Below are 13,242 nucleotides of genomic sequence, written 5' to 3' on the forward strand. Positions count from 1 at the left end.
GAGTTGTGTTGTATTCATTAGAAGATAAAAAAGTTACCTGTATTGGTAATGAGCATTTTGTCGCCGAGAATGCCACTGTTATCGGTAATGTGGAGTTACATGACCGAAGTAGTATCTGGTTTAACGTAGTGATTCGTGGTGATAACGACCCGATTATTATTGGTGAGGGTACTAATATTCAGGATGGTTCGGTATTGCATACTGATCCGGGTTATACACTTAAGCTGGGTGCTGACGTCACAGTTGGGCATATGGCGATGCTTCATGGATGTGAAGTAGGGGATGGCTCGTTGATTGGCATTGGTGCCGTTGTGTTGAATGGTGCGAAAATCGGCAAAGGCTGCCTGATTGGTGCCAATGCGTTGGTGCCAGAGGGTATGGAGATTCCTGATTACTCGCTGGTGGTGGGATCTCCGGCCAAGATTAAACGACCCCTTAATGATGAGCAGGTTGCTGGCTTAAAGCAAAATGCTCAGCATTATGTGGATAATATGCGTAGATTTAATAGCAGCTTTAAAAAGCAGGAAAATTAATTATGGTATCTCAGGATCTGAGTCCTGTTCGCAGCCCTTGTGTTGGTGTTTGTGCGTTAGATGAAAATGATGTTTGTATAGCGTGCCATCGCACCGGTATCGAAATTGGTGAATGGGGCACGTACGATAACGAACAGAAAATAGCGATCTGGAAAAAAATTGTCCTTCGCGAAAAAGGCGAACCGGTAGAGTAGCTAGCCATGAAAGTGATGATCGATATCTGTATCGTTCCTCTGGGTGTAGGGGTGTCTGTCTCTGAATATGTGGCTGCATGTCAAAGAGTGCTGCAGGATGCGAAGCTTGATCATCAGATGCACGCCTATGGTACCAATGTGGAAGGCGACTGGGATGAAGTTATGGCGGCGGTAAAACGCTGCCATGAAGTCGTTCACGAATTGGGCGCGCCACGTATTACCACATCTATGCGGCTGGGAACGCGGAACGATCGTGAGCAGAGTATGGATGATAAGATTCAGAGTGTTAGGAATAAACTGGATTCGTAAAAAAAGGGCCCCTAGGGCCCTTTTTTATAGTATTTTAGTCATCAGCTTCTGTTTTAGGAAGCGCAATGATTCGAGCCGTTTTTATCACATTGTCACTGATCTGTAGCGTCTCTATTCGATAGTTCTCTAACTGAAGACAGACGTTGGCATCGGGGATCGATTCAAGTGTTTCGGTGATCAGTCCGTTCATGGTCTTTGGACCGTCGGTTGGCAGATCCCATTCAAGTGACTTGTTCACGTCACGGATATAAGCTGATCCATCGACAAAATAACTACCATCTTCCTGCAAGAAGATTTCCTGATCTTCTTCCTTATTGTTGGATGATAATTCGCCGACAATCTCTTCCAGAATATCTTCCAGAGTTACGATGCCCTGAATATCGCCATACTCATCTACGACCAGACCGATACGCCGGTTATGGGACTGGAAGTGCAAAAGCTGAGTCTGAAGTGGTGTGCTTTCAGGGATAAAGTAAGGTTCACGAATTACCTGTAAAATCGCAGCTTTTGATACCTGACCTTCATGAAAAACCTGAGCCAGGTTACGCATATGCAGAAGCCCGACAACCTTGTTTAGCTCGCCTTGGTAGACGGGTAAGCGGGTATGCTCAGTGCGGCTCAGTTGAGAGATGATGGTATCAATATCATCATCGAGGTCGATTCCGATCACTTCATTTCGCGGAATCATGATGTCGTTTACGGTGACTTCAGATAGCTCCAGAACACCGAGTAGCATGTTCTGGTTATTCTGCGGTAATAGTGCGCCTGCTTCGTGTACTAAGGTACGCAACTCTTCAGTACTTAAATGGTGATTGTTATCACCGGTCACATTGATACCAAATAGTTTCAGGAAGGTATTTGTGATGCCATTAATAATCCACACCAAAGGATAAATCAGTTTAAGCAGCGGAGACAGCAGATATGAAGCAGGGAAGGCTATCTTTTCAGGATGAAGGGCCGCCATTGTTTTTGGTGACACTTCGGCAAAAATCAGGATAACAACAGTCAGGGCAGCGGTAGCGATAGCGATACCTGCATCCCCCCAAAGGCGAACCGCGATAACCGTTGCGATTGCTGAAGCCAGAATGTTGACAAAGTTGTTGCCGATTAGGATAACGCCGATCAGACGGTCAGGGCGTTCAAGAAGTTTACTGGCTTTTTTGGCTCCACGGTGTTTCTTCTTTACAAGATGTTTTAGCCGATAACGGTTAAGCGACATCATGCCGGTTTCAGAGCTGGAAAAGAATGCGGAACAGAGAATCAAGAAACAAAGGACTCCAAGGAGAAATCCTATCGATGCGTCTTCCAAGACTGTATGCCTATATTATGAATGGAGTGACATTCTTAATTGTGATCTGAGCACTGTCAAGCAAATCAGCTTAATAATAGACTCAAGTATTGTTGCTGGTTAGATCGGTTAAATGAACCATTCAATCACCATTTTGCTGCCGAAGAAACCCAGTGCAAGAGTGATGAAACTCGTCAGAGTCCAGCGAACTGCTGTGTTACTGCGCCAGCCGAAGCTGATTCGACCGAAAAGCAGGATCGCATACAGGCACCAGGCAACCAGAGAAAGAACAGTTTTATGCACAAGGTGCTGGGCAAAGAGATCGTCAAACAGGATGAATCCCGTAATCAGAGAGGCTGATAATAGTATTAAGCCTGTCCAGATCATTTCAAAAAGTAGACGTTCCATGGTCTGAAGCGGTGGTAAAGAGGAAACCAAACCGCGAGTGTGATGATGCTTAAGCGCATATACCTGTCGAGAGAGCAGAATGGCCTGAAGGGTCGCGATAGTAAAAATGCTATAAGCAAGAATCGATAATAATACGTGTGCGATCAGACCTGCGTCGTAGGCTTTTCCTGTCCCAGTGTCTGTTAGCCATGCTGCAAGTGCAGTGATGGCCGCCATAGGGAAAAAGCCAATAAACAGGTTTTCAATATTTTGACGGAGGCTGCTTAGAAGGACGATCCCGGCGACTAGCCAGGAAATGAGTGAACCCACACTGAGTACGCTAAGATTAATACCTCCTGGCTGATGAAGTACCAGATAAATAGCGACTGTGTGGCATGCAACCCCGCCAACTCCCAGTAGTTTGCTGAAAGATTGAGACGGTTGACGTAAGCCTTTAAGAACCTGCCACTGCAGAAAAGCAGCTGCGGAGTAAAGCAAAACGGCAACAAGTGTGAAAATGGGTAGCATGATGGTCTCTTCTGTCCAATGTTCCTGCAGAACAGCGCTTTGGTGGACGCTTAGTTTGGCATAGAACGGCATTGGATAGAAGGGGGCTGCTATGCGCGGCCTGAGTGCTGTATAATGCGTCGATTATTAATCGGATTATTTGTTTTTCCGCACCATAGGCCCTTCAGAGTCATCATTGCGGGAAGTTTGAGGCAAGACATGTTTGAGAATTTATCAGAACGACTTACGCAAACGCTTCGCTCCGTCACTGGTCAGGCGAAACTGACAGAAGACAACATTAAAGGAACATTGCGTGAAGTGCGTATGGCGCTGCTTGAAGCGGATGTCGCACTGCCTGTTGTTAAAGAATTTGTAAACAGCGTTAAAGAACGTGCTGTTGGCACAGAAGTGACCAAAAGCCTGACTCCGGGGCAGGTGTTTGTAAAGATCGTCAATGAAGAGATGATCAAAGTCATGGGTGAAGCGAATGAAAAGCTGAACCTGGCGGCAACACCTCCGGCAGTCGTTATGATGGCAGGTTTACAGGGTGCGGGTAAAACCACCTCTGTTGCGAAACTGGGTCGTCACCTGCGTGAGCGTGAGAAAAAGAAAGTACTGGTTGTATCGGCTGATGTTTATCGCCCAGCGGCGATTAAACAGCTTGAGACCCTGGCGGGTGAGGTAGAGGTTGATTTCTTCCCATCAACTGCGGATCAGGATCCGGTTGATATTGCCAATGCCGCAATTGCTCACGCACGTATTCAGCACCATGACGTCGTGCTGGTGGATACTGCGGGCCGCTTGCATGTCGACGAAGACATGATGGGTGAGATTAAGCGCCTGCATGAAGCGGTTAATCCGATAGAGACCCTGTTCGTTGTTGATGCAATGACGGGTCAGGATGCTGCGAATACCGCCAAGGCATTCAATGAAGTATTGCCGCTTACCGGTGTTGTTCTGACCAAAACCGATGGTGACGCCCGTGGTGGTGCGGCACTCTCTGTTCGCCAGATTACGGGCAAGCCAATCAAGTTCCTGGGTGTCGGCGAAAAAGTTGATGCATTAGAGCCGTTTCACCCTGACCGTATCGCCTCCCGTATTCTGGGGATGGGTGATGTTCTGTCTTTGATTGAGGAAGCAGAGCAGAAAATAGACAAAGAGAAAGCCGAGAAATTTGCCAAGAAGATCAAGAAAGGCAAAGGCTTTGATTTGGAAGATTTCCGTGAACAGATCTCTCAGATGAAGAATATGGGCGGCATGATGGGTATGCTCGACAAGTTGCCAGGTATGGGGCAACTAGCTCAGGCTGCTGATGCGGCTAATGCCGAAAAGGGTATGCATCAGATGGAGGCGATTATTAACTCCATGACTCCGGAAGAGCGCCGTAAACCCGATATTATTTCAGGTTCCCGTAAAAAACGTATCGCTGTGGGTTCAGGTACCCAGATCCAGGACGTAAACCGCCTGCTTAAACAGCATAAGCAGATGTCAAAGATGATGAAGAAGTTCAGTGGCAAAGGCGGTATGTCAAAAATGATGCGTGGCATGAAAGGGATGCTTCCACCAGGAATGGGCGGAGGCCCAGGTGGTATGGGTGGCATGGGTGGCCCTGGCGGTTTTCCTCGGATGTAATAATTGCATATTAAATAAGCAAAAAGGCTTTATCAGGGCGGCAAATTCGCGTAGAATTGCCGCCCTGATTTTTTCGGTCCGAACTGCGTTATAAACAGTTCGGTTCATCAAACAGTGGGCGATATCAAAACCCACTCAATAAAAGGGTCTAACGCATGGTAATAATTCGTTTGTCTCGTGGTGGCGCTAAGAAGCGTCCTTTCTATCACATCTCAGTAGCGGACTCGCGTAATGCGCGTGACAGCCGTTTTATTGAGCGTGTTGGTTTCTTTAACCCAACTGCACGTGGTCAGGAAGAAGGTCTTCGTATCGATCTTGATCGTGTTGAATACTGGCAGAGCAAAGGCGCACAGCTTTCTGATCGCGTTGCTAAGCTGGTAAAAGAAGCTAAAGCAGCTAAGTAATTTTTGGTTTTTGAATCAGGTATTAAGTGATGGGTAATCCTTCTAATAATGAGCATCTCATTGTCGGTTCGATTACTTCAGTCTATGGGGTTAAAGGTTGGGTGAAAATTTTCTCCAACACTGATCCGATGGAAAACATTGCTAATTACTCTCCCTGGCTATTGAAAGTTGACGGGCAGATTAAACCGCTAGAGGTGGACTCTGTTAAGAAACATGGCAAAGGGCTGATTGCAAAATTGGTTGGAGTAGATGATCGTGATGTTGCCCGCAACTTTTGCGGTATGGATATCCTGGTCAATGCTGACCTGCTTCCGGCATTGGAAGAGGGTGAGTTCTACTGGAGCCAGTTAGAAAACCTACTTGTTTATACCGAGTCTGACCAATTGTTAGGCAAGGTGGTTCGCCTGATGGAAACCGGTGCTAATGATGTACTGGTGGTAAGAGGCACAGCAGACAGTATTGATCAAAAAGAGCGTCTGCTGCCCTATTTGCCAGATCAGGTGATTAAAGAGATTAACCTGGAAACAGGTACCATGCGGGTCGATTGGGACCCAGAGTTCTGAACCATGTGGTTCGGCGTGGTGACGCTTTTTCCCGAGATGTTTGAAGCAATTCGTTGCTACGGGGTTACGGGGAGAGCGGTAAAAAATGGTCTGATACAGATGCAGTGCTGGAGTCCCAGAGACTTTGCGCACGATAAGCATAAAACTGTAGATGACCGCCCTTATGGTGGCGGGCCCGGAATGCTGATGAAAGTTCAGCCCCTCCGAGATGCCATTCATGCGGCGAAAGCTGCTGCTGGGGATGGAGCTAAAGTTATTTACTTATCTCCTCAGGGGCGCCGTTTGGATCATAAGGGGGTGCAGGAGCTGGCTTCGCGTGAGAAGTTGATTCTTGTAGCGGGACGCTATGAAGGTATTGATGAGCGTCTGATTGAAACTGAGATTGATGAAGAGTGGTCGCTGGGTGATTTTGTCCTCAGTGGTGGTGAACTGCCAGCAATGACTATGATCGACTCTGTTTCTCGATTAGTACCCGGTGTTTTAGGACATCAGGACTCTGCTACGGAAGATTCATTTCATGACGGTTTGCTGGACTGTCCACATTACACGCGCCCGGAACAGTTTGAAGATATGCAGGTACCTGAGGTGTTGTTAAGCGGTAACCATAAAGAGATCAGACGCTGGCGTCTGAAGCAGCAATTAGGACGGACGTGGAATCGTCGACCTGATCTGCTTGAGTCTCTTGAGTTAGATGCTGAACAACAATCATTGTTAACCGATTTTATCCGGGAGACCCAAGGGTCCGAAGGTTGAATGTTTAGGAGCAAGCGATGAGCGGCAAGAACCTAATTATTCAGCAGCTTGAAGCTGAACAGATGAATAAAGAAGTACCAGAATTTGCACCAGGCGATACTGTTGTAGTTCAGGTAAAAGTAGTAGAAGGCAACCGTACACGTCTGCAGGCGTTTGAGGGTGTTGTGCTTGGTAAGCGTAACCGCGGTGTAAACTCTGCTTTCACTGTACGTAAAATCTCTCACGGTGTGGGCGTTGAGCGTACTTTCCAGACTTACAGCACGACTGTAGACAGCATTGAAGTTAAGCGTCGTGGTGACGTTCGTCAGGCTAAGCTGTACTACCTGCGTGAGCGTAGCGGTAAATCTGCACGTATCAAAGAGAAGCTTAACTAAGCTAACTCTGTTGAACTTCAAAAAGCGGCTTAATGCCGCTTTTTTTGTGCCCGTAAGTTGCTGCAGCTGGCGAAAGGGTTGGACAGAGTGCTAGGTTCGCGACCATAATAAAAAACTGTTAATGAGTTCCGTTTATGAGGGAAGTGGATCGGAGCCACTATGCCACGAAAATTGATCAAAAATCTGGTTACCTTGTTAGTTATTATTGGGCTTCCTGTAGGTTTGTTTGCGGGGGCTTATGGATTTGTCTGGTGGAAGGTAAGTACCGTCGCAGATGACTTTGCTAAAGAGATAGCGCCTTTTGCTGCCATGGAATATAGGGATGTGCATATCGATCTGGGCAGCTCTGAGCTTGGCTTGAAGGGTATTACTTTCCGGCCTACCGGCATGGAGGGGGAAATAGTCGTTGATGCTGCAACGCTTAAGGCTCCCTCATGGGGTTTTCTACTGGATTTAGAGAGTAAGTTATCTAAGGGTGAGCTTCCAGAGTCTTTTAATGTCGATTTGAAGGGCATTAACCTTAATCTGCAAAGCGGCTATATGCAGGATTGGGGGCGAATGGCTGAGGATATGCAAAGGCAGGTGGGTGCGGGACAAAGTTATGAAGTGCTTGCTTGCGGTAATCGTGATTACTTCAGCGTGGCGGACCTACGCAACATGGGATATTCCGATATTATCAGTGATGTTGCATTCCAATATAGTTTCGATGCGATAGACAGGCAGCTTAACTTCGACATGCAATCAAAGGCCTATTCAATGGCAGATATGTCAATGTCAATGTCGGTTGCTGTAGCTAGTGATAACTTGAATATGCAGACAATGATGTTTGCTCAGCCGCAACTGAAGCGAGTTGAAATGCGCTTTTATGATCGCGGCTACAATGTGCGTAAAAACCGTTTTTGTGCCAAAGAGATTAAAACAGAAGTCGATGCGTATAGAGAGCGATATAAAGGTCTGCTCGAAAAACGGTTGAAATATGAAGGTTGGTCTATCCCTACCCCGTTGTTTGATTCCTTTGATCTACTGAATAACCCAGGAGCTTCAGCATACTTACGTGTTGACCTGCCTGATGGTTTTGGCGTCCAGTCAATGGCTATGGTGCAGCAGCCTACAGATCTCATAAATTTGTTGAGCCCTTATGTGGAATTTAACGGTCAGCCTGTTCAGCTTGATGGGCTGGCATGGTCGGAGCCTGACCCGGAAGGGGAAAGGTTACTAAGAGAACTGCAGGAAACGGAAGCCGATTCAGATCTTGTTCTTGGTGAAGAGTCGGTCATCGATGAGCAGCAGGCGGAATCGGATGTTGTTCCTGAGTTTGAAAAGCGTTCACGTTCTTTGGCACGCTTTAAAGCGAACGGTGGAAAATCCTTTAAGTCTGTTGAGGTTCCGGAACTCTCAGGTCATTTGGGTAAACCGGTTGTTTTATACACCTATTTTGGACGGAAGGTTGAAGGTCGATTGGTCTCAGTAAAAAATAACATTGTTACTGTTGAGCATCGATTGGTTTCAGGTAGGGGTACTGCGACTTATCCTATAGCGGCGGATAAAATACAGAGTGTTAAGCTTTACTACTAACCCTTCAGCGTTGGGCTAAATCTATTAGTATGGCGAAACACTTAAAGCCTAAAATTAATACTGAAGATGCTCAGTTAATTGATATCTATCTGGACGCTATCTGGATGGAAAAGGGGTTAAGTGATAACACCCTCTCTTCCTATCGTCGCGACCTTGTCCAATTTTCAGTCTGGCTAACCGACCAGGGCGTTATCATGAAACGGTGCTGTCGGGTTGATATTCAAAAATATCTGGCCTGGCGAGTTAAAGAACGCCGCAAAGCCAGTTCCACTTCCAGAATGCTATCTTGTCTACGTGGTTTTTATCGATATCTTCTTCGCGAGGAGATGATATCTGAGGATCCGTTGTTGCTGATTGATAGCCCCAAAAAAGGTCGGCCCCTACCTAAAACACTGACCGAAAGTGAAGTAGAGTTGTTGCTTGATGCGCCGGATCTGTCTGATCCGGTGCAGTATCGTGACAGGGCAATGTTAGAGGTGCTTTACGCCACGGGGTTAAGAGTTTCTGAATTGGTTGCGCTTCGCCTTCATGAGATCAACCTAAATCAAGGGGTCCTTCGTGTTATGGGTAAAGGAGGCAAAGAGAGATTGGTTCCTTTGGGAGAGGAAGCTATTCACTGGGTTATGCGTTATATGGGCGAAGTCAGACCTGCCTTGTTTACACATGATGTCAGTGATGTGCTGTTTCCTAGCCGACGAGGCCAGCAAATGACCCGTCAGACATTTTGGCATCGAATTAAGCGTCATGCACTGACGGCGGGTATTGATAAAACACTTTCACCACATGTTCTCAGACATGCTTTTGCGACCCATCTTCTCAATCATGGAGCGGATTTAAGGGTGGTCCAGATGCTATTGGGGCATAGTGATCTCTCAACGACGCAGATATATACTCACGTTGCACAACAGCGGTTGCAGTCATTGCATCAGGAGCATCATCCGCGGGGGTGATGAACTTTGTGGGAACTTTGTGTCTGTTGGATGGTCGTATTCTGATGTTGGTAAAATAGTTTAATCTTTGGGGTAAATATGAATAAAGTTATTGGCGCGCTGTTTTTGTTGATCGGTGCTGTATCAACGGCTCATGCTACAGAAGATGCAAAAAAGTTTGTTGATAAAGTATTACAGCAAATTGCTCCGCGCTTAACTGTGCAATCCGTTGCTGATTCTCCTATGCCAGATGTTTCCGAGGTTGTTCTTAGCAACGGTGATATTCTTTATGTAAATCCTAAGGCAGAGTCTTTTATGATCGGTCAGATGGTTCGCTTTTCAGAAGAGGCGGGTCTGGTCAATGTAACTGATGCTAAGAAGCAAGAGATAAGTGATGCGCAGAGCGCAGAGCGAAAGCAAATTCTTGCAGAGATTTCAGAGCAAGAGAAAGTGACGTATTCTCCAGAAGGTGAAGTTAAGGCGCGAATTCATGTGTTCACCGATATCTCATGCCCTTATTGTGTAAAGCTGCATCGAGAAATACCTGAACTGAATAAGATGGGTATCGAAGTGAGCTATTTGGCCTTCCCTCGAGCGGGGCAAGGGTCTACTGCTCATAAGCAGATGAATGCAATCTGGTGTGCCGGTGATGAAGATGCGCGCCGAGATGCTATGGATCAGGCTAAATTGACCAGAAGCCTTGCGGGTTCAGATTGTAAAACGCCGGTTATTGAACAGATGGCTCTTGGTCAAAGTATGGGAGTGACCGGAACTCCTGCTCTGGTAATGACGGATGGCAAACTTGTGCCTGGTTATGTTCCAGCGAAGCAGTTAGCTAAAATGCTTGGAATTAACTAATTCAAGGTGGTTTTACTTGAAGGGAGCCTGAGGCTCCCTTTTTTGTTGCGTTGGATAGAGTTCAAAGATAGAGCTGATGACCGCTTTTGGCTATAATAGCCGACTTATTTTTTATAGACCGTATTTTTAGAGGCCAATTCTGGTGCTATTACGGTTTAATTTAGTTCAACAGCATGCGAGGTGCAGGTTTGAAACCGGTTAAAGTAGGTATCTGCGGGCTTGGTACAGTCGGTGGTGGCACATTTAATGTGCTGAAGCGTAATGCCGAAGAGATTGCTCGTCGGGCAGGACGTAAGATTATTGTTGAAGAGATTGGTGCGCGTCGCATTAATCCAGACTGCGATACCAAAGGCACCCAGATGACCAGCGATGTTTTAGAAGTCGCTCGTAATCCGGAAATTGATGTTGTTGTTGAATTGATTGGTGGTTATGACGTGGCGAAAGAGCTCGTTTTAACTGCTATCGAGCATGGCAAGCATGTTGTAACAGCGAATAAAGCGCTGATTGCTGTTCATGGTAATGAGATCTTTGAAGCTGCGCAGAAGAAAAATGTCATGGTGGCATTTGAAGCATCAGTCGCAGGCGGAATCCCGATCATTAAGGCGATCCGTGAAGGTCTGTCTGCGAACAAGATTAACTGGCTTGCGGGTATCATTAATGGTACTGGCAACTTCATCATGACAGAGATGCGCGATAAAGGCCGCGACTTTGATGATGTGCTAAAAGAGGCGCAGGAGCTGGGTTATGCTGAAGCTGATCCAACCTTTGATGTTGAAGGTATTGATGCAGCCCACAAGTTGACTATTCTTGCTTCTCTGGCATTTGGCATGCCTCTGCAGTTTGAGAAAGCGTTTACTGAAGGGATCAGTAAAATTACCCGTGATGATGTTCAGTACGCTGAAGAGCTAGGTTATCGCATTAAGCATCTGGGTATTACGCGCCGTGCAGAAAACGGTGTAGAACTGCGTGTACACCCGACTTTGATTCCAGAAACTGCTTTGATCGCTAATGTTAATGGTGTGATGAACGCTGTGCTTGTTGACGGTGATGCTGTAGGACAGACAATGTATTACGGCCCAGGAGCAGGTGCAGAACCAACGGCTTCTGCGGTTGTAGCTGATATCGTTGATGTGGTTCGTACCCTGACAGCTGATCGCGATAATCGTGTTCCTCATCTTGCGTTCCAGCCTAGTGAGCTATCTGATGCAGCAATCTTACCGGTTGAGCAAACAGAATCTGCTTACTACCTGCGTATGAATGCAGAAGAAAAGCCGGGAGTGCTCGCGAAAATTACCAGTATTCTGGGTGAACAGGGAATCAATATTGAAGCGATTATCCAGAAAGAAACTTCTGAAGATCAGGTGCCTGTGATTATCCTGACGCAGTCTGTCCTGGAGCAGAAATTAAACGACGCTATTGCTCAAATTGAAGCGCTAGCTGAAATCGGTGGCAGCGTGACTCGTATTCGCGTTGAGCACTTTGACAGCTAAGGAGTTGAGCTCGTGAAATATATTTCTACCCGTGGTAAAGCTCCAGCAATGAACTTTGAAGAAGTCTTGCTGGCAGGCTTGGCGAGTGATGGTGGCCTTTATGTTCCAGAACAGCTGCCAACATTCTCCCAGGATGAAATCGCATCCTGGGCAGGTCTGCCATACAACGAGTTGGCCTACAATGTGATTAAACCGTTTGTTTCAGATTGCATCGATGATGCGGATCTGAAGAAAATGATCGATGAAACCTATGCTGGTTTCAATCACATCGCGGTGGCACCCCTGAAAGAACTCGGCACCAATGAATGGGTACTCGAGCTGTTCCATGGCCCTACGTTGGCGTTTAAAGATTTTGCTTTGCAGTTACTCGGTCGTCTAATGGACTATGCGCTTGAAAAGCGCGGTGAGCACCTGGTAATTATGGGAGCAACGTCTGGTGATACAGGCTCAGCGGCGATTGAAGGCTGCTGCCATAGTAAACATCTGGATATTTTTATTCTTCACCCGCACAACCGCGTATCAGAAGTCCAGCGCCGTCAGATGACAACCATTATTAAAGACAATGTCTTTAATATTGCCCTTGAAGGCAATTTTGATGACTGTCAGCAGATGGTTAAAGACAGTTTCGCCAATCAGGATTTCCTGAATGGAATGAAGCTTGGTGCAGTTAACTCGATCAACTGGGCGCGTATCATGGCGCAGATCGTTTATTACTTCTCTGCAGCCCTGGCTGTAGGTGGACCGCACCGAGAAGTAAGCTTCTCTGTTCCAACGGGTAACTTCGGCGATATTTTTGCAGGTTATCTGGCAAAACAGATGGGCTTGCCAGTTAAGCAGCTGGTAGTCGCAACCAACAAAAATGATATTCTGCATCGTGTTATTGCTGGTAACGATATGTCTAAAGGGGATCTGGTACACACGCTGTCTCCTTCGATGGATATCATGGTCTCTTCAAACTTCGAACGTATGTTGTTTGATGTATATGATCGTAATGGTGAAGAGATCTCTGATCTGATGAGTCGTTTCTCAAAAGAGTCTGTGGAACTTGATCCTGCTCGCTGGGAAAAGGTTCGCGAGCTATTTGATAGCTATGCAGTAGATGATGAAACAACCTGTGATGTCATTAAACAGGTATTTGCGGAAACTGAGTACCTGCTGGATCCGCATACAGCCATCGGTGTGAAAGCTGCGCGTGAATGTAATCGTGATAAGTCAGTTCCTATGATTACACTTTCGACTGCGCATCCTGTGAAATTCCCAGAGCCGGTTGTTAAAGCGGGCTTGGAATCGCCACAACTGCCTGCACATATGGTTGACCTTTTTGAGCGAGAAGAGCAAGTGGAGGTTCTGGATAATGATCTGGCAACCGTTCAACAGTTTGTTGCTTCGCACGTTCACACAGAATAAACCCTTATGTTAGTCTAAAAACCCGACGCTTAAGTCGGG

The 13,242-nt window shown here is 46.6% G+C and carries 15 protein-coding genes; 13 read left to right on the forward strand and 2 right to left on the reverse strand.

Features of this window, described 5'->3' with window-relative positions:
• Positions 1 to 8 precede the first annotated feature (8 nt).
• From MED92_RS12695 to MED92_RS12705, 3 genes are read left to right on the forward strand one after another with little or no spacing between them, the layout of a single operon-like run.
• Positions 9 to 533 (forward strand): gamma carbonic anhydrase family protein, encoded by a 525-nt coding sequence (locus MED92_RS12695; protein ID WP_007021955.1) that lies wholly within the window; start codon positions 9 to 11, stop codon positions 531 to 533.
• 2 nt (positions 534 to 535) lie between these two features.
• Positions 536 to 727: a DUF1289 domain-containing protein gene (locus MED92_RS12700; protein ID WP_007021956.1), complete on the forward strand. Its 192-nt coding sequence runs from the start codon at positions 536 to 538 to the stop codon at positions 725 to 727.
• A gap of 6 nt (positions 728 to 733) precedes the next feature.
• Positions 734 to 1,036: an MTH1187 family thiamine-binding protein gene (locus MED92_RS12705; protein WP_007021957.1), complete on the forward strand. Its 303-nt coding sequence runs from the start codon at positions 734 to 736 to the stop codon at positions 1,034 to 1,036.
• A 34-nt stretch (positions 1,037 to 1,070) separates the two neighbouring features.
• On the opposite strand, the gene MED92_RS12710 is transcribed toward MED92_RS12705, so the two are convergent.
• Together MED92_RS12710 and MED92_RS12715 are read right to left on the reverse strand one after the other, a co-directional pair.
• The gene (locus MED92_RS12710; protein ID WP_040662685.1) at positions 1,071 to 2,345 is read right to left on the reverse strand and encodes an HlyC/CorC family transporter; all 1,275 of its coding nucleotides are present in this window, start codon (positions 2,343 to 2,345) and stop codon (positions 1,071 to 1,073) included.
• Between the two features lie 108 nt (positions 2,346 to 2,453).
• Positions 2,454 to 3,311 carry a cytochrome C assembly family protein gene (locus MED92_RS12715; RefSeq protein ID WP_007021959.1) on the reverse strand — a complete coding sequence of 286 codons (858 nt, stop codon included), beginning with the start codon at positions 3,309 to 3,311 and terminating at the stop codon, positions 2,454 to 2,456.
• Between the two features lie 126 nt (positions 3,312 to 3,437).
• Between MED92_RS12715 and ffh the strand changes: the two genes are divergently transcribed.
• The 10 genes from ffh (at position 3,438) to thrC (ending at position 13,203) form a co-directional block, all read left to right on the forward strand.
• On the forward strand, positions 3,438 to 4,850 hold the full coding sequence (ffh, locus tag MED92_RS12720; protein ID WP_007021960.1) for a signal recognition particle protein: 1,413 nt from the start codon (positions 3,438 to 3,440) through the stop codon (positions 4,848 to 4,850).
• A 155-nt stretch (positions 4,851 to 5,005) separates the two neighbouring features.
• The gene (gene rpsP, locus MED92_RS12725; protein ID WP_007021961.1) at positions 5,006 to 5,254 is read left to right on the forward strand and encodes a 30S ribosomal protein S16; all 249 of its coding nucleotides are present in this window, start codon (positions 5,006 to 5,008) and stop codon (positions 5,252 to 5,254) included.
• 29 nt (positions 5,255 to 5,283) lie between these two features.
• Positions 5,284 to 5,817 (forward strand): ribosome maturation factor RimM, encoded by a 534-nt coding sequence (gene rimM, locus MED92_RS12730; protein WP_007021962.1) that lies wholly within the window; start codon positions 5,284 to 5,286, stop codon positions 5,815 to 5,817.
• 3 nt (positions 5,818 to 5,820) lie between these two features.
• Complete coding sequence (trmD, locus tag MED92_RS12735) at positions 5,821 to 6,570, forward strand: tRNA (guanosine(37)-N1)-methyltransferase TrmD (RefSeq protein ID WP_007021963.1); 750 nt, start codon at positions 5,821 to 5,823, stop codon at positions 6,568 to 6,570.
• Positions 6,571 to 6,587: 17 nt separating this feature from the next.
• The gene (gene rplS, locus MED92_RS12740) at positions 6,588 to 6,944 is read left to right on the forward strand and encodes a 50S ribosomal protein L19 (RefSeq protein ID WP_007021964.1); all 357 of its coding nucleotides are present in this window, start codon (positions 6,588 to 6,590) and stop codon (positions 6,942 to 6,944) included.
• 159 nt (positions 6,945 to 7,103) lie between these two features.
• Complete coding sequence (locus tag MED92_RS12745; protein WP_007021965.1) at positions 7,104 to 8,519, forward strand: hypothetical protein; 1,416 nt, start codon at positions 7,104 to 7,106, stop codon at positions 8,517 to 8,519.
• Between the two features lie 29 nt (positions 8,520 to 8,548).
• Positions 8,549 to 9,469, forward strand: coding sequence for a site-specific tyrosine recombinase XerD (gene xerD, locus MED92_RS12750; RefSeq protein WP_007021966.1), 921 nt, complete (start codon positions 8,549 to 8,551; stop codon positions 9,467 to 9,469).
• Positions 9,470 to 9,547: 78 nt separating this feature from the next.
• Positions 9,548 to 10,306 carry a DsbC family protein gene (locus MED92_RS12755; RefSeq protein ID WP_007021967.1) on the forward strand — a complete coding sequence of 253 codons (759 nt, stop codon included), beginning with the start codon at positions 9,548 to 9,550 and terminating at the stop codon, positions 10,304 to 10,306.
• Positions 10,307 to 10,494: 188 nt separating this feature from the next.
• Positions 10,495 to 11,796 carry a homoserine dehydrogenase gene (locus tag MED92_RS12760; RefSeq protein ID WP_040662903.1) on the forward strand — a complete coding sequence of 434 codons (1,302 nt, stop codon included), beginning with the start codon at positions 10,495 to 10,497 and terminating at the stop codon, positions 11,794 to 11,796.
• Between the two features lie 12 nt (positions 11,797 to 11,808).
• A complete protein-coding gene (gene thrC / locus MED92_RS12765; protein ID WP_007021969.1) occupies positions 11,809 to 13,203 on the forward strand; it encodes a threonine synthase in 1,395 nt (464 codons plus the stop codon).
• Positions 13,204 to 13,242: the final 39 nt, after the last annotated feature.

Origin of the sequence: Neptuniibacter caesariensis (assembly GCF_000153345.1) — a bacterium.
Lineage (GTDB): Bacteria > Pseudomonadota > Gammaproteobacteria > Pseudomonadales > Balneatricaceae > Neptuniibacter > Neptuniibacter caesariensis.